Source organism: Algoriphagus halophilus, from assembly GCF_900129785.1.
GTDB lineage: Bacteria > Bacteroidota > Bacteroidia > Cytophagales > Cyclobacteriaceae > Algoriphagus > Algoriphagus halophilus.
Map to the genome: position 1 here is coordinate 279535 of NZ_FSRC01000003.1, position 15980 is coordinate 295514.

A 15980-nucleotide genomic window follows, 5' to 3' on the forward strand; every position below is an offset into this window, starting at 1 on the left:
TTTAGTTGAAAGTTTTGGAGAAAGTTTTATTCAGTTTTCTTTCCAAACTCTTTAGGGTATTTTACGGATTTTGCTATGATTAAGGCCGGAATCATGGCAATTCCTACCCAAATAAAGAACCCTGTGTATCCTAACCATTCCTGAATATACCCTGAAACCATCCCTGGAAACATCATTCCCATAGCCATAAATCCAGTGGCTAATGCGTAATGGGAAGTTTTAAAAAGCCCTTCCGCCAAATAAATCAAAAAGATCATATAGGCTGCAAAGCCAAACCCATACCCAAATTGTTCTATGACGACGACTGTGCCGGCAAAAACGATGTTTTCTGGTTGAAAATGGGCCAAAGCGATGTAAAGTAAATTGGGGAGGTTTAGGGATAAGGCCATGGGGATCATCCATTTCCCCAATCCATTTTTTGAAATGGCAATACCACCCAAGATCCCACCCAATAATAATGCAATTACTCCGATGGTACCATAAAGAAAGCCGACTTCGGAAGTGCTCAAGCCCAATCCACCAGTTTGGCGATTTTCCAATAAAAATGGAGAGGCCATTTTTACTAGTTGAGATTCTCCCAACCGATAAAGCAAGACAAAGGCCAGGGAGATTCCAATATTCTTTTTTGTGAAGAAAGTACTGAAAACCATGGCAAAACTGGCTTCTTTTTTACTTGTGTCTTTGGATTCCTCTTCTACTTTCGGAGTGGTTAAAAAATTAATAGCGGTAAGTAGCAACATTAATGCCCCGACTATAATCATGGTATAAGACCAAGCTTTGCTATTATCTCCTAAACTGGTTTCTAGATACCCTGCAATTATGACGATCAAGCCTTGCCCAGTGATCATGCCTATTCTATAGAATGTACCTCTCAGTCCTACAAAAAAGCTTTGTTGGTCTGGTTTTAATGCAATCAAATACATGCCATCTGAAGCGATATCATTGGTAGCAGAGGCAAATGCCCCCATCCAGAAAAAAGCGAGTGAGATAAAGAAAAACGAAGAGCCTGAGGTATTGAACCCCACTCCAATGAATACCAAGGCCAATACCAATTGCATGTATAAAAACCATTTTCTTTTGGTACCTACTAAATCAATGATAGGGCTCCAAATGGGCTTAATTACCCATGGTAAATACAATAGACTGGTGTATAATCCGATGTCGCTATTGGAGACCCCGAGCTTTTTATACATAATCACAGAGACTACGATGATCACAATGTAGGGTATCCCTTCGGTCATGTATAAGGAAGGGATCCAAAGCCAAGGGTTTTTAGGTTTATTTTGTGTCATTATTGCGAATCAAATTTTCATATACACTGATTTCCGAGCCATCAATTACTTTAGCTCCCACCGTTTTTTGGTAAAAATCCTCTGGTCCTACTCCTCCGATTATTCCATAGATGTATCCCATTTCCCGAAGAGATTCTAAAGACTTAATCAATAGTATCTTTCCTATTCCTTTTCCTCTTTCGGATTCTTTGGTGCCTGTTGGGCCAAAAAAGTTTTTTGCTGTAGCCTCATAGCAAGCAAAACCCAGGATTTCATTTTCTCTTTGGGCTATGTAACAGCTTACAGGTTGTCTGGAAAAAGAAACCTCTACTTCCGATTTCCAATAAGCACCAAAATGTTCTTGTACCCAAGAAGTGACAAAATGCTTTTCTGGAGCGATGGCTCTACGAAAGACAATGTTTTCCTTTTTGGCAAGTTGTTTTTCTAAATCGGAACAATCCGGTAATCCAATCAATCTGACAAGCATGTCTTTCATTGTAGAAAATTTTAAGGTACCTGGTAGACTTGGGTTTGAACTATTCTACCATAATGATCTATCCATCTTATGGCAAGATACTTTTTATTTAAACTGGATACTTCTAATGCTCTAGCTCTCATTCCTCCCACCCAAATGGGGTGAATTTCTGAATCGGCAAGTTGGTCCAACTCACTTGCTCCTTGTACCAATGCGTAACGAATTGCCGGGTCCAATGGCTTCTCGAGATGGATTTTGGTCAGTGTTTGATCTGCGGTGATATCCAAGACCACAGGGATGTCAATAATTGCCGGTTTCTTGGGTTGGAAAGCAGGAGGTAATGTGGTTTCCTGATACAGCTCGTTTTTTATGGTTTGCGCCACATCCTGATTTTTGATCAGCAAAGATTTGGCAGAGAAAAAGGCATTACCCTGTACATTTGGGATAGTTCGAGTGTAAGAAATTTGGTCAGGAATTTCTCTGGGATTATCCCAAGCCTTATCTGCATTGTCTCGGATTTTATAAGGGCCGTTTCCGATATAGATATTTGTTTGGTTGCTATTATTTGACCACCAATCATTCAATTTTCTATAGCTTGCCAACTCATAATCCATGCTCCAATAGATTTGAGGGATCAAGTAATCTATCCACCCATTTTTCATCCAAGTAATTGGATCGGCAAAAAGATCATCATAATTGGTCTGTCCAGCCCGGGTAGGGGAGCCCTTTGGATCTTTGTCTTGATTTCTCCAAACCCCAAAAGGAGAGATTCCAAATTGCACCCAAGGTTTAGTGGCTTCTATAGTCTTGTGAACAGCAAAAATTAAATCATTGACATTTTGTCTCCTCCAATCTTCTAAGGTCTGGCCCGGAGATTTAAATTGATTATAGGTGTTGATATCAGGGAAAGACTGATTCTCCACTTTGTAAGGGTAGAAATAATCATCAAAGTGAACGGCATCTAAATCATAATTGGCAACCAATTCTTTGATGACAGAAGTTAAATGAGATTTGACCTCGGGAAGCCCGGGATTGTAATAGTATTTGGCTCCGTATTTCAGCATCCAATCCCGATGGAGATTGTAATCATGCGATGGACTCAGTAATTCTGTTTTCAAATCAAAGGTGGCACGGTATGGATTCAGCCAAGCATGAAATTCCATGCCTCGAGCATGTGCTTCTTTGATCATCCAAGTCAATGGATTTTCGGAAGTTTCAGGAGCTTTTCCCTCCTTTCCAGTTAGGTATTTAGACCATGGAGCGAGATTACTGGGGTAGAAAGCGTCTCCGGCAGCCCTAACTTGGAGAATGACTGCATTAAAATTTAAGGACTTGTAATAGTCTAATAATTTAAGGAAATCATTTTTTTGCTTTTCAAAGGGATCTGTTGGCGAGGTAGGCCAATCTATATTTGCCACAGTAGCGATCCAAACTCCTCTAAATTCCCTAGGGATCTCTGGTAATTGATAATTCAAAGGTTGCAGATGAACTGCTATCGGAGGAGTTTTCTTTTCAGGGAATTGGTCTTTTGGGCCTGTAGTTGAATTTCGTGGTAATTCTTCCTTAGAGGTATTTGTCCCTATTTTTTTTGATTTACAACTAGCAAAAGCAAAGACGGAAATTAGGGCAATGCAAAGGTAAAAACGGGTATTCCGCATAAATAATCGCGAGGTAATCAAAGCGAAGGTATTGGTTTCAAATTCAAGTCAGAAAGGTTTTTTCGAAGCTTCTCCATAAAGTCAACTCCAGGGTCTGTTTTCACAGTTCTATAATCAGGGTCATATTCTTTCCATAAGTCAGTCTCCTGAAAATTTTGATATTCATAATGACCTATTACATATTCGATTTCATACTTTTTTCTTAAATGCCGGATGAGCATTTCATTAGCTTTGAGCTGTTCCTTTGTTAATGGGGCATTGGGGCCACCAATATTTTCTATTCCAATGGCGGTATAATTTAGACCGATTGTATGTCTTGCAAAGTTTGTTTCCGGTAAAAGCCTAAAAATTGTGCCATCCCGATCGATCAAAAATTGACTTGAAACATTCAGGTTGCTTGCTCCGGTAAGATCTGCTCTTCCTCCTAAAGTTGGAGAGTCAAACACATCAAAGGTAGATTCTATGGAATTGACAGCAGTCCAGTGGACCACTACCATGGTAGGGTCGATGGTAGCTTCTGTTTTATCCAAACCATGTCTTTCTTTCAAATACTTGAGTGAAAGTTCTTCACGTTCCTGATTCCAAGTAATTGGTTTTTCGAAAATCCGAAAAGTTGATTTAGAACTACAGGAAATTGAGGCGAGGAGGAGAATATAAATTGTTAAATGCTTCAAAAGTCTCATAATAGTCAAACTTGAAATAGAGATTAGGTATTGCTTAAAGAACCGGGAATTTTGACATGAATTTAAGAATGAATGCTGATCGCCGATACAGGTAAGCTAAACTAGTAGGAAATTAGAGTAATCAGGGTATTAAGGCGCAATTATTTGCTGTATTTTTCAGATTCTTGATAAATCTTGCATGGTCTTGCAGCTTTTGCTAGTTTAAGACCTCAATCAAAAAGAATATGCTAAAAGAAGAAAGGCAAAAGTTCATCTTAGATCAGGTGCATCTTCATCACCGGGTATTGTTGGTAGATTTATCAGAAAGCTTAAATGTTTCCATAGATACTGTGAGAAGGGATGTGAAAGAACTGGCCAAGGATCGGAAATTAAAGAAAGTCCATGGTGGAGCTACTTCGTTTGGGTTTATGAATTTCCGGAAGGAAGAGGGAAATGTATACTTACAATCCAAAAAAATAGCAATTGCAGAGAAAACAGTCTCCCTGTTGTCCGAAGGGCAAGTGATCATAATGAGTGGAGGCACCACGAATATGGAAGTAGCGAAAATGATTCCCAAGAAACTTCCTCTTACTGTTTTTACTCCCAGTCTCCATGTGGCCATGGAATTATTGGAGCACCCAGAAGTGGAAGTGATTTTTTTAGGAGGGAAGTTATTACATGATGCGAAATTTGCAGTGGGAGGCACAGTGGTAAATTCCCTATCTCAACTTAGAGTGGACTTATGTATTTTAGGTACCGGTTATTTGGATGCAGAATATGGGTTGACAGAATTTGATTGGGAGGTAATTCAAGTGAAACAAGCCATGATTCGTGCGGCAAAGAAGACAGTTATTCTTTCTGTTTCAGATAAGTTGCATTCAGTCCAAAAATACAAGACCTGTGATATGTCTGCTGTTCATACCTTGGTTACGGAGTTGGATCCATCGGACCAGCTTTTAGATGCCTTCCGGCCATTTAACTTAACTTTAATATAAAAAAAGCTTCTGAAGATTTCTTCAGAAGCTTAAATATGTTGTTTATAAATCTATTCCGAAGCCTCGGCTGGAGTGAATTTCACTACTTGATTGGAGATAGGTTTCACGGTTTTCAAATAAGCATAAATCGCTTTCAAATCTTCATCTTTCATTCCTGAATACATGGTCCAAGGCATTAGAGAGTTGAATTCTCCCGGTTGGACCTTAGGGATCACATAGCCTGAGTCTTGGTATTGTTTAAATTGCCTTACAAATCGTATTTCATCCCAAGATTCCAAGCCTGATGGATCGGGAGTAATATTGGAAGATCTTAAAACTGAGCCATCTGGATTACCAAATTCCCTTCCTCCTGAAAATGCCATTTCTGGAATGATCTGACCTTGTGGTGTTACTGGAGTATGGCATTCGATACATCCAGCAGCATTGGTCAAGTAAGCTCCATAGGCTACTTGATCACTTGGATCAGGGATTTTTTCAGGACTAGCTTCTGTTGGGATGGTCCTCATGATTAGATTGACAGGAAAGTCTGCCTCAGAATCCGGTACTTCATAATCTATTGGATCTAAAGATCTGATGTACGCTATAATAGAGTAAATATCTTCTGGGTCCATTTTCCCATAATAGAGATATGGCATCAATGGAAACATGGGTCTGTCATCATTGGTAACCCCTGTGGTGATCACTCGGTATAATTCTCCATCGGTATAATCAGAAATTCCTGTGGGGGTAATGTTTTTAGCATAGAAAACCCCCGGGAACCCCATGCTATGATCAAATTTGTCTCCCCCTTTTCCTAGCGTACCATCAACAGGAGGTCCGGAGAATAAGGAGAAATCCCTGGTAGAGTGACAATCCATGCAAACTGTGACATGATTTGCTAGGTAGGCTCCACGTTCTATACGAGCTTGACTATACTCTACATTTAATTCTGCAGGTTCAGCTACGCTTGGAAATGCTACTTGGAGGTATGCAATAGCCCCGATTACTAAAATGATAATGGCACCAAAGAGGTACCCAATAATTTTAAATAGTTTTTTCATGAAAAGTGGTTAAGGTTGGTAATCAGTAAATTATGTAAAAAATAGTTTTTACAAAAATATTGACATAAAAAACGTTTTTTTAGGTTTGAAATATAAAAAAATCGCTTTCATCGGTGCTGAAATGGCCGAAAACTACTTGTATTAAGAGAAATGAAATTTCACTTTTTAAAGAACCTTCATACTATTCTACTATTCAATCCGTATTTTCGAAACTAAATCAACCACAACTCTTAAGAAATGAAAAATTTAATTACCCTATGTTTTTTATTCCTGGCTTTTATTGCAAAGGCCCAGGATGAAGTTTTGAAAAAACTGGATGAAAAGACTTCTTTTTATTCTGAGGTATCGCAGCAGATTTGGGATTATGCAGAATTGGGATACTTAGAAACAAAGAGTTCTGCATTGTTACAAAAAACGTTATCTGATGCTGGGTTTAAAGTTACAGCTGGTGTAGCTGAGATTCCAACAGCTTTTGTGGCAGAATATGGATCAGGGAAACCAGTAATTGGAATCATGGCAGAATTTGATGCTTTGCCAGGTGTATCTCAAAAAGCAGTTCCTTTTCGTGAGCCGGTAGTAGAGGGTGGAGCTGGACACGCTTGTGGTCACCATTTATTTGGTACTGCTTCAGTAGCAGCAGGAATTGCTGCGAAAGAATGGATGATAGAGAATAATATTCAAGGTACGATTAGAGTTTATGGTACTCCAGCGGAAGAAGGTGGAGGGGGAAAAGTATATATGGCAAAATCCGGAATCATGGATGATGTGGATGCCATGCTTCACTGGCACCCATCTTCTGCCAATAACGCAGGGGCAAATTCCTCTTTGGCTAATATTTCCACCAAATTTAGATTCTATGGAGAAGCTTCTCATGCTGCTGCAGCTCCTGATCGCGGGAAATCGGCTTTAGATGCTGTAGAGGCCATGAATTTTATGGTGAATTTGATGCGTGAACACGTGCCTATGGAAACCAGAATGCATTATGTTATTACCCGAGGTGGAGAAGCGCCTAATGTGGTGCCAGCATTTGCAGAGTCTTACCATTATGTAAGACATCCTGATGCCATGAAAGTGAAGGAAATTTTTGCTAAAATGATTGATGCAGCAGAAGGTGCAGCTTTAGGTACTCAAACCAAAATGGAATACGAAATTATTAACGGGGTATATAATTTACTTCCTAACGAAACACTGGCCTCTGTGATGCATAAAAACCTAGAAGCAGTAGGGGGTGTTGAATACAATGCAGAAGAAACCAAGTTTGCGGAAGATATCATCAAAACGTATCCTGCTGGTGTGATAGTTTCTCCTGAAGATGCTGAGAAGATTGCTCCATTCGAAGTAAATGAAAAAGGTTCAGGTGGTTCAACAGATGTTGGTGATGTGAGTTGGCTAGTCCCCACTGCAGGATTAGGCACGGCAACTTGGGTTCCAGGTACTTCAGCACATACTTGGCAGGCGGTAGCAGCAGGGGGTACTAGTATTGGTAAAAAAGGAATGATGGTAGCAGCAAAAACCCTTACCTTGACTGTGATTGATATTTTCAAGGATCCTTCTATCGCTGAAAAAGCAAAGGTAGAATTGGATAAAAGAAGAGGAGCTAACTTTAAATATGAAGCTTTAACAGGGGAAAGAAGCGCACCTTTAGATTATAGGAAATAATTATAGATATAGAGATGAATAAGCAACGAATTGGTTTACTGTTTTTTACGATCATTTTTATTCATCTCTCTGTATTTAAATCACTTGCTTATCAACAAATTCCCACTGACGAAACCAGACCTAAAATTGGTCTGGTTTTGAGTGGTGGAGGAGCCAAAGGTATGGCTCATGTTGGAGTCATTCGATATTTAGAAAAAGCAGGGATACGACCCGATTATGTGGTCGGAACAAGTATGGGATCTGTCATTGGTGGCTTGTATGCTTTAGGGTATAGTGCGGATGAGTTAGAAAAAATTATCCTCAGCATCGACTGGGATTTATTGATTTCCAATAGAGTAGAGTTCAACTCTATCTCTTTTGAAGAAAAGGAGTATTACAATCGATATCTGTTGGAGCTACCTTTAAAAGAAGGGAAAATATCCATTCCTTCGGGATTGATTGAGGGGCAAAAATTATCAGAAGTTCTCCATTATTACACCTGGCCCGCCAATGAATACAAAAGCTTTGACGAATTCCCAATCCCATTTAGATGTATAGCTACGGACATCTCCACTGGAGAGCCTATTATTTTTGACAAAGGTTATCTCCACGATGCTCTTAGATCCAGTATAGCGATTCCTACTGCCTTTACCTCATTTTCCTTAGATTCAACACAAGTGGTCGATGGAGGAGTAGTCAATAATTTTCCTGTGGATATTGCTCAAGACATGGGTGCGGATATTATTATTGGAGTAAATGTTTCTGATGAGGATTTTTCAAAAGCAGATGATCTTGGTGGCTTTGGAGGTATTTTGATGCAAGTAGCGATGGCAAGGTCACTTGCAAAAACAAAGGGAGCGATTGAAGAATGTGATATTTATATCAAACCTGATTTAGGAGAATATTCCACAGGGAGCTTCGGTAATTATAAAGAGATTTTAGAATTGGGAGATCAGGCGGGACAACTTTACTTTGATGATTTCAAGCAATTAGCTGATAGCTTAGGAAGAAAGGATGAAATATCTAGTCTGGGCTTTGAACCTGCTCCAATTTTGGTCAATGACATCGAGTTTGTGGGAAATAAATTGTTTTCTGATAACCTCCTTCAATTAAAGTTAAACATTAGAGAAGGCTCGAAAGTAAACAGGGATGAACTAGAAGATGCCATTGAACGAGTATATGGGATTAATGGCTTTTACAAGGTTGATTATACCTTGATTCCAGTGAGTGAGAATAGTTACAATCTGAAAATTAGACTCAAAGAGAAACCCTCTTCCTTGATTAGTACGGCCGTACATTATGATAATCAGTTTTCAGCTGGAATTCTATTCAACTTTACTACTAGGGACTTGGTTGGGAGAAATAATAGGACGGTGTTTTTGCTCGACGTCTCGGAAAACCCGAAAGCAAGGATAGATTATTATAAATATTTTTCCAGAGAAAATAACTTGGCTTTTAATGTCCGTTTGAACCTACTTAGGCAACAATTACCTGATTATGAAGAGGGGAATGAACTGGATGTTGTCATTGCTAGAAACAATAAATTGGTGGCCCAAGTAATGACTACCGGCTCACTGAAACAATCTTTTGCAATTGGCGGAATGTATGAGGAAACCAAGTCAAGGTTTCGTTTCAATGTTGGAGTTTCAGATGGTTTAAAAAATGCCAAACAAAGCTCTTTGGCGATTAGGTTTCGATATTTCAGAAACTCACAAGATAACAGAAATTACCCCACAAGGGGAGCAGAAAGTATAGTGGAAAGTAAATTCCATTTTAATAACCGATTGAGTTTTAACTTGAGATCTGGAGTAGATACGCTATATATTGATTCTGGAAATGGACAGATACCTATCTCCAAAGATCAATTGGATTTATTGACCGATATTTTCAACCCAGACCCATATCTTTCTTTATTTTTTAAATATTCAAAGTTTTTGCCAGTAGGTCCAAAATTTCAGTTTAGACCTGAAATAGCTTCTGGAGTTGTTTTAACCAGTTCATCAGGGAAAGTTCATCAGGACTTTTTTGTAGGGGGGTATCAAACGATTCGATTCAATGATATTAAATTTTGGGGGTTAAATTATGCTGAAGTACAAAGTCCTAACTTTTTAAAGGCTGGACTGGATTTTCAAATTGTCCCTTTCAAAAAGATTTATCTTAGAACTGGCTTGAATCTATTAGGTTTTAGCTCCTCCTATTCTTTCAAGGAAAAAGAATACCTCAATAATATTTTTAATGATGACCGATATGTAGGATATGGGATTGATTTGACCTACCAATCCTTTATTGGCCCGATAACAGTAGGCTTATCAAGCAATGCTCAAGATAAACAACTTAGGTCTTACATTTCTTTGGGATACTCCTTTAATTATTCGGATCGATAGTCTGGATGGATCCGTCAGGCAAATGTGTCAAAGGAGTCATCTTGATATTTCTCAAATGGGTTTCTCCAGATAATTGGGTGTCGTGATAGAATAGATACCATTCCCCGTTTATTTCTACGATAGAATGATGATTGGTCCATCCTTCTACAGGGTTTAGTACGATACCTTGATACGTAAAAGGCCCATAAGGATTGTCTGAAGTGGCATAAGCGATGAAGTGGGTGTCACTTGTAGAGTAGGATAAATAATATTTGCCATTGTATTTGTGAACCCAAGCGGCTTCAAAGAATCTCCTATCATGATCACTACTCAAAATCGGTTCTCCATTTTGATCCAAAATCTGGATTTCTTTGGGAGTCTCAGCAAATTCCAATAAGTCCTCACTCATTTTAGCAATGATTGGTCCTAGCGCAGGTTCCTCAGCTGCAGGGATTCCATCCGTGGGAGCTGGACCCTTGTCATCAAATTTGTTATCCCTGTATTTTTGCAATTGGCCTCCCCAAATTCCACCAAAATACATGTAATAGGCACCATCAGTGTCCTCGAAAACGGATGGATCTATACTGTAACTCCCTTTGATCGGTTCGGGCTGAGCAGTAAATGGACCAGTTGGGGAGTCTGCCACTGCTACTCCGATTTTGAAGATATCCTGCTCATCTTTCGCAGGAAAATATAAATAATACTTCCCGTCTTTTTCTGCAGCATCTGGAGCCCAAAGTTGTCTTTTTGCCCAAGGAATATCTTCAACACCCAATACCTTTCCTTCGTCCACAACAGAGGATGTAGGAGAGTCCATGGAATATACATGATAGTCCATCATGTTAAAATGGGAGCCTAAATCGTCTTGAGGTACATCTGATTCAATATCATGAGAAGGATAGATGTAAATTTTCCCCTCAAAAACGTGTGCTGAGGGGTCAGCGGTGAAATGATCAGTAATCAAGGGCTGCGAAAGGTATTTGGAAGAGCTGTCTTCTGTCTGTGGCTCCTCCGATGTATCTGTAGTATTTGTGGAATTATTGCAGGAGGCAAAGGTGATTACAAGGATTATTGCTGAATAAAATCGAAATAGGTTATTCATAATTAGGTTTGTTTGGAAATCAAGGGATTAAGATAAATTTAAAAAAAGATTTTTCAAGTATTCAAGGGTTTAATAAGAGAAGTGGGGATGGGAAACCTTTAGGAAGACCATTGATCTAAAGGTTTAACCACAAAAAGGATTTCTCTTCTGAATATCAATGAATTCGGTATATTCAAAATTCATAACCCAATCTACCCTTATTGTATGGATCGCAGAAAATCACTCAAAATCCTTGGTGGTTCTGTTGTTGGTATTGCTGGTTTGGCTTTAGTCAATTGGAAATGGCAAATTACAGATCAATTAACCCATCAAGGCTTCTTTTCTTACAAAGAAGAAAAACTAATCAGTAGTATCGCTGATACGATTATTCCTGAAGGACTTCCTCCTCAACTTCCTAATCCTGACGCAAAACCAATTGGTGCTTTAAGTACTGGGACTGATTCTTATTTAAAAAAGCTATTTGAACATTGCTATGATCAGGATGATCAAGCGAATATAAAAAATGGACTTCATCAATTGAATCAACAAGCTAACCTAGAGTTTGGTGATGATTTTTATAATCTTCCCCAAACAGAGCGGGAAGCATCATTGATGCAAATGGCAAATTCTGAAGATGAAAAGCAAAAAGAATTTTTTAAGCTCCTGAAGAGCCAGACAATTACAGGTTTCACCACTGTAAAAGAGGTCATGGTTGATTACCAAGGATATCAAGTTGCTCCAGGCTTCTACAATGGCTGTGCTGAAGTACAAACAAAAGCTTAATCCCTAACAGTATAACAGTATGCTACAAGATTCAAAAGAAAAAAGAACGTATGATGCCATTGTGATTGGCTCGGGGGCCAGTGGAGGTTGGGCAGCAAAGGAATTGACGGGGAAAGGCTTGAAGACCTTGGTGCTCGAAAGAGGTAGAATGGTGAAACATATTGAAGATTACCCCACCGCTTCCAAAGCTCCTTGGGAATTTGAATTTAGGGGAGCGGTACCTTTAGAAAAAAGATCAGGAATTGGTGGAGGAAGATGGTTGAGGGAGGAGACTGCCCATTGGGCATTAGCGGATGATGAACAACCCATCATACAAGAAAAACCTTTTCGCTGGTTTCGGGGATACCATGTGGGTGGGAAATCTTTGCTTTGGGCAAGAGCTACTCAAAGATGGTCTGATTACGATTTTGAAGGACCCGCAAGAGATGGATTTGCAATTGATTGGCCAATTCGAGCCAAAGACTTGAATCCTTGGTATGATTATGTGGAAAAATTTGCAGGAATAGCTGGAAGTAGAGATGGATTGCCTGAGCTTCCTGATTCGGTTGTCATGCCAGGATTTGAATTGAGTTGTATTGAAAAGTATTACAAAGAACAACTTCAGGCAAACTATGGGGATAGACATCTGATCCAAGGGAGATGTGCCCACTTAACAGATCCCCAAGAAATTCATAAACAGCAGGGAAGAAATAAATGCCAGCATCAAGCCATGTGCAATAGAGGATGTGTTTATGGAGGATATTTTTCGGCCAATGCCTCTACCTTACCTTGGGCAGAAAAAACCGGGAATCTGACAGTAAGGCCTGATGCTGTAGTCGAGTCAATTATATATGATGATGTGAAAGGAAAAGCTTCAGGGGTAAGAATCATCGATAGGCACACTAAAGAAGCTATAGAATATTATGCAAAAATCATTTTTGTAAATGCGTCTACCATTGCCTCCAATGCCATTCTATTGAACTCAAAATCCTCTACTTTCCCTCAAGGTATAGGAAATGAAAATGGCCTCCTAGGTAAGTATTTGGCTTGCCATAATTACAGAGGAAAAGGGTATGCAACATTTGAAGGCTTTCTGGATAAGGCCAATTTGGGAAGGAACCCTGGACATGCCTATGTTCCTAGGTTTCGAAATGTCTTTAAGCAGGACACTGATTTCTTGAGAGGTTATTCTATAGGGATGTCTGGAGGAAGAGGAATGAGTGCTGATACTGGTATGATTGGAGATCAGTTAAGAGATAATCTGCTCAACCAAAAATACAATGATGTCTGGGGGATGGCAGCTTGGATGCAAGGAGAAACAGTCCCTGTAGAAGACAATCATATGAGATTAAGCCCTGATAAAGTAGATAAATACGGCATTCCCCAGATTATTCTTTCAGTAGAATGGAAGGAGAATGACGATAAAATGACCGCGGATTTTGTGGCTCAACAAACTGAAATGTACGAGCGGGCTGGTTTCAAAAATATCAAAGTGGAAGATTCTCATTCAGATCCTGGTTCGGATATTCATGAAATGGGAGGGGTAAGAATGGGTAAAGATCCTAAAGAATCATTACTCAATGAGTGGAATCAGTTGCATCATTGTAAGAATGTATTTGTTACAGATGGCGCTTGTATGACCAGTACCAGTACCCAAAATCCTACTTTAACTTTTATGGCATTAACTGCGAGAGCTGCCAACCATGCAGTAGAAGAATTGAATAAACAAAACCTTTAATTGGAAAGAACTTAGATTGATTTATGAAATATAAACCTGTCCTACTGATCCTTGTCTTCATTGGCATGGCGATTTCTTTGGATTCCTTTGCCCAGAAAAAAGGAGATCCTTTGTTTCAAGCTCCTTTGGGTATTGCGGCCTATACTTTTAGAAATGAATTCCCGAAAGGAGTAGAGCATACTTTGGATATTATCCAAGAAATGGGATTTACTGAATACGAAGGAGGTACGGCTGGGCTTACCCCAGAGGAATTTAAAAAACTATGTGCAGAAAGAGGAATAAGTATTCCTTCCACAGGTACTGGTTTTGAACAATTAGAGGAAGACCCTCAGGCGGTAGCAGATCGGGTGAAAGCTTTAGGTGCCAACTATGTCATGTGTGCCTGGATCCCTCATAAAGGAGATTTCACAAAAGCCAATGCTGATCGGGCTATTAAGGCCTTTAATGAAGGAGGAAAAGTCTTAAAAGAAAATGGGATTATTTTCAAATACCATGTTCACGGCTATGAATTCCAACCCTATGAAAATGGAACTTTATTGGATTACATCATTGAAAATACAGACCCGGAATATGTTTCTCTTCAAATGGATGTCATGTGGACGCACTTTGGAGGTGGAGATCCTGTGTCTTTATTAAAGAAGTATGGAGACAGATGGGTATCCTTACATCTGAAGGATTTCCGTAAAGGTGCTCCAAAAGATATGACTGGGTTGACTGGTCCGGAAAATGATGTTCCTCTAGGAACAGGTGAATTGGATATTCCGGGGATTTTGAGAGAATCCAATAAGATTGGAATCAAACACATGTTTATAGAAGACGAAAGTGATCATGAGCTTGAGAATCTTCCAAAAAGTATAGCCTATTTAAAAAGCTTGAAGTACTGACTGCCTCTTATGGACTGATGAATCCGTTTAAAAGGGTTAATTTTTGTAAAACATTGATTGCTAGGGCTTGAATTACGATTTTGTTTCGTAATTTTTAGTTCTAACTAATTCAATTGTTATGCGACATATTTTTCTATTCGTCCTGTTATTTCTTTTTTATTTTTCATCCTCGGGTTTTGCTCAAAATGAGCTTATACTTATTTCTGTAAATGGGCGGCAAGTTGAAGTCAAATCTAGTGGATTGGAAGAAAGGAAACTACTTCAACCTGTAGTGATTTTTGAAGCTGGGCTTGGTGAAAATCTTTCTATTTGGGATCAGGTTTTTAACCAAGTTTCTGATTTTGCTCCTGTGCTTTCCTATAATCGGGCCGGGATTGGGAAGTCTGAAGCTTCTTCCGAAACTATTACGATTGCCAGTAGGGTGGAAGAACTGGAGGGCTTGTTGAAAGAAATGAAAATTGATCCTCCTTACCTACTTGTTGGGAATAATTGGGGATCGTTAATTACGAAAGATTTTCTTGTTAAACATCCCGAAGACGTACTTGGCACTCTATTCTTGGATCCGATTGTTGAGTTAGATAATCAACAAGGGATGGCAGACTATTTTGAAATGGAGGGTTTAGATGGAGGAGTGATTTCCTCAGAATACATAGAATTCCTCAATTCAAGAATGAGATATACTGAATCTGGTGTACAAAATGAGGTGACTGCCTTCCTTTCTCTATTAATTGAAAATAAAGTTACTTGGGACTCCGAAGAATTACCTAATAAACAGACCACAGTTTTGCTTGGGAATGCAAATGATGTATTTCCAATGATGGGGAAATTATCAATGGATTCGAAGGAATTTCACAAAAAGTTAATGGAGGGAAAGGTCGCCTTTTTCGAGGAAAACTTGTTGGGAAAGCGAAATACTACTTTAGTGCTGTCATCCGGTTCTATGAATATATTGCCTTATCAGAAGCCTCTTCAGATTTCATCCAATATCAGACATCTGATGTATGAAGATATGAGCGGTCAAATTATGAATGCAGGATTGAAATTAAACGCTAAAGACTTTCATGCCTTTTTGGATGGGATAGAAACCTATGTCCCTGCCTCATTAAGAACTGAGAGAGTTTACAATATGCTAGGTTATAGTTTGATGAGGCATGATCAATATGAACAGGCACAGGTGCTATTTAAAAAAAATATGGAAAACCACCCTGAATCTGCCAATGTGTATGATTCCTACGGGGACGGGTTATTGGCTATTGGGAAAATAGAAGAGGCTATTCCTTTTTATGAAAAAGCGATAGAATTGGGTACAGTGGAGTCTCATCGAGATTTGGAACTGTTTCGAAAAAATTTAGCCAAGACGAAGGAGATGATAGCAAGTCAAAACTGAATAAAGAGGATAAAGTAAATGAAAAG

At 39.1% G+C, this 15980-nt stretch carries 13 protein-coding genes; 7 read left to right on the forward strand and 6 right to left on the reverse strand.

The window, feature by feature from the left end; translation table 11 throughout:
* Positions 1–26: 26 nt before the first annotated feature.
* The 4 genes from BUR11_RS17945 to BUR11_RS17960 form a co-directional block, all read right to left on the reverse strand.
* Positions 27–1292: an MFS transporter gene (locus BUR11_RS17945; RefSeq protein ID WP_074226394.1), complete on the reverse strand. Its 1266-nt coding sequence runs from the start codon at positions 1290–1292 to the stop codon at positions 27–29.
* The gene (locus BUR11_RS17950; RefSeq protein WP_074226395.1) at positions 1279–1767 is read right to left on the reverse strand and encodes a GNAT family N-acetyltransferase; all 489 of its coding nucleotides are present in this window, start codon (positions 1765–1767) and stop codon (positions 1279–1281) included. Before BUR11_RS17950 ends, BUR11_RS17945 begins: the two co-directional genes overlap by 14 nt.
* An 11-nt stretch (positions 1768–1778) precedes the next feature.
* Entirely contained in the window at positions 1779–3221 is a 1443-nt protein-coding gene (locus tag BUR11_RS17955; RefSeq protein ID WP_234982197.1) for a glycoside hydrolase family 10 protein, read from the reverse strand.
* A 200-nt stretch (positions 3222–3421) separates the two neighbouring features.
* On the reverse strand, positions 3422–4087 hold the full coding sequence (locus tag BUR11_RS17960) for an N-acetylmuramoyl-L-alanine amidase (RefSeq protein ID WP_074226397.1): 666 nt from the start codon (positions 4085–4087) through the stop codon (positions 3422–3424).
* Positions 4088–4311: 224 nt separating this feature from the next.
* Between BUR11_RS17960 and BUR11_RS17965 the strand changes: the two genes are divergently transcribed.
* On the forward strand, positions 4312–5061 hold the full coding sequence (locus tag BUR11_RS17965) for a DeoR/GlpR family DNA-binding transcription regulator (RefSeq protein ID WP_074226398.1): 750 nt from the start codon (positions 4312–4314) through the stop codon (positions 5059–5061).
* A gap of 50 nt (positions 5062–5111) precedes the next feature.
* Here BUR11_RS17965 and BUR11_RS17970 read toward each other — a convergent pair whose 3' ends face one another.
* Positions 5112–6101, reverse strand: a complete 990-nt coding sequence (locus BUR11_RS17970; protein ID WP_074226399.1) for a c-type cytochrome — start codon at positions 6099–6101, stop codon at positions 5112–5114.
* A gap of 237 nt (positions 6102–6338) precedes the next feature.
* On the opposite strand from BUR11_RS17970, the gene BUR11_RS17975 reads away from it, so the two are divergent.
* Both BUR11_RS17975 and BUR11_RS17980 read left to right on the forward strand, forming a co-directional pair.
* Complete coding sequence (locus BUR11_RS17975; RefSeq protein WP_074226400.1) at positions 6339–7760, forward strand: amidohydrolase; 1422 nt, start codon at positions 6339–6341, stop codon at positions 7758–7760.
* Between the two features lie 14 nt (positions 7761–7774).
* Positions 7775–10123 (forward strand): patatin-like phospholipase family protein, encoded by a 2349-nt coding sequence (locus tag BUR11_RS17980; RefSeq protein WP_074226401.1) that lies wholly within the window; start codon positions 7775–7777, stop codon positions 10121–10123.
* Here the strand turns inward: BUR11_RS17980 and BUR11_RS17985 are convergent.
* Positions 10104–11204, reverse strand: a complete 1101-nt coding sequence (locus BUR11_RS17985; RefSeq protein ID WP_074226402.1) for a glycoside hydrolase family 43 protein — start codon at positions 11202–11204, stop codon at positions 10104–10106. The two genes, BUR11_RS17980 and BUR11_RS17985, sit on opposite strands and share 20 nt — an antisense overlap.
* Positions 11205–11408: 204 nt before the next feature.
* Between BUR11_RS17985 and BUR11_RS17990 the strand changes: the two genes are divergently transcribed.
* From BUR11_RS17990 to BUR11_RS18005, 4 genes are all read left to right on the forward strand, one after another.
* The gene (locus BUR11_RS17990; protein ID WP_074226403.1) at positions 11409–11966 is read left to right on the forward strand and encodes a gluconate 2-dehydrogenase subunit 3 family protein; all 558 of its coding nucleotides are present in this window, start codon (positions 11409–11411) and stop codon (positions 11964–11966) included.
* A 19-nt stretch (positions 11967–11985) separates the two neighbouring features.
* Positions 11986–13683: a GMC oxidoreductase gene (locus tag BUR11_RS17995; protein ID WP_074226404.1), complete on the forward strand. Its 1698-nt coding sequence runs from the start codon at positions 11986–11988 to the stop codon at positions 13681–13683.
* A gap of 23 nt (positions 13684–13706) precedes the next feature.
* Positions 13707–14567 (forward strand): sugar phosphate isomerase/epimerase family protein, encoded by an 861-nt coding sequence (locus BUR11_RS18000; RefSeq protein WP_074226405.1) that lies wholly within the window; start codon positions 13707–13709, stop codon positions 14565–14567.
* A gap of 118 nt (positions 14568–14685) precedes the next feature.
* Positions 14686–15954: an alpha/beta fold hydrolase gene (locus tag BUR11_RS18005; protein WP_074226406.1), complete on the forward strand. Its 1269-nt coding sequence runs from the start codon at positions 14686–14688 to the stop codon at positions 15952–15954.
* Positions 15955–15980 lie beyond the last annotated feature (26 nt).

Bases quoted from the DNA above. Each gene is read 5' to 3' on its own strand.
- BUR11_RS17975 (WP_074226400.1), top strand. From the start codon at position 6,339: ATGAAAAATTTAATTACCCTATGTTTTTTATTCCTGGCTTTTATTGCA.
- BUR11_RS18005 (WP_074226406.1), top strand. From the start codon at position 14,686: ATGCGACATATTTTTCTATTCGTCCTGTTATTTCTTTTTTATTTTTCA.
- BUR11_RS17985 (WP_074226402.1), bottom strand. From the start codon at position 11,204: ATGAATAACCTATTTCGATTTTATTCAGCAATAATCCTTGTAATCACC.
- BUR11_RS17980 (WP_074226401.1), top strand. From the start codon at position 7,775: ATGAATAAGCAACGAATTGGTTTACTGTTTTTTACGATCATTTTTATT.
- BUR11_RS17990 (WP_074226403.1), top strand. From the start codon at position 11,409: ATGGATCGCAGAAAATCACTCAAAATCCTTGGTGGTTCTGTTGTTGGT.
- BUR11_RS17945 (WP_074226394.1), bottom strand. From the start codon at position 1,292: ATGACACAAAATAAACCTAAAAACCCTTGGCTTTGGATCCCTTCCTTA.
- BUR11_RS17970 (WP_074226399.1), bottom strand. From the start codon at position 6,101: ATGAAAAAACTATTTAAAATTATTGGGTACCTCTTTGGTGCCATTATC.
- BUR11_RS17950 (WP_074226395.1), bottom strand. From the start codon at position 1,767: ATGAAAGACATGCTTGTCAGATTGATTGGATTACCGGATTGTTCCGAT.
- BUR11_RS18000 (WP_074226405.1), top strand. From the start codon at position 13,707: ATGAAATATAAACCTGTCCTACTGATCCTTGTCTTCATTGGCATGGCG.
- BUR11_RS17965 (WP_074226398.1), top strand. From the start codon at position 4,312: ATGCTAAAAGAAGAAAGGCAAAAGTTCATCTTAGATCAGGTGCATCTT.
- BUR11_RS17960 (WP_074226397.1), bottom strand. From the start codon at position 4,087: ATGAGACTTTTGAAGCATTTAACAATTTATATTCTCCTCCTCGCCTCA.
- BUR11_RS17995 (WP_074226404.1), top strand. From the start codon at position 11,986: ATGCTACAAGATTCAAAAGAAAAAAGAACGTATGATGCCATTGTGATT.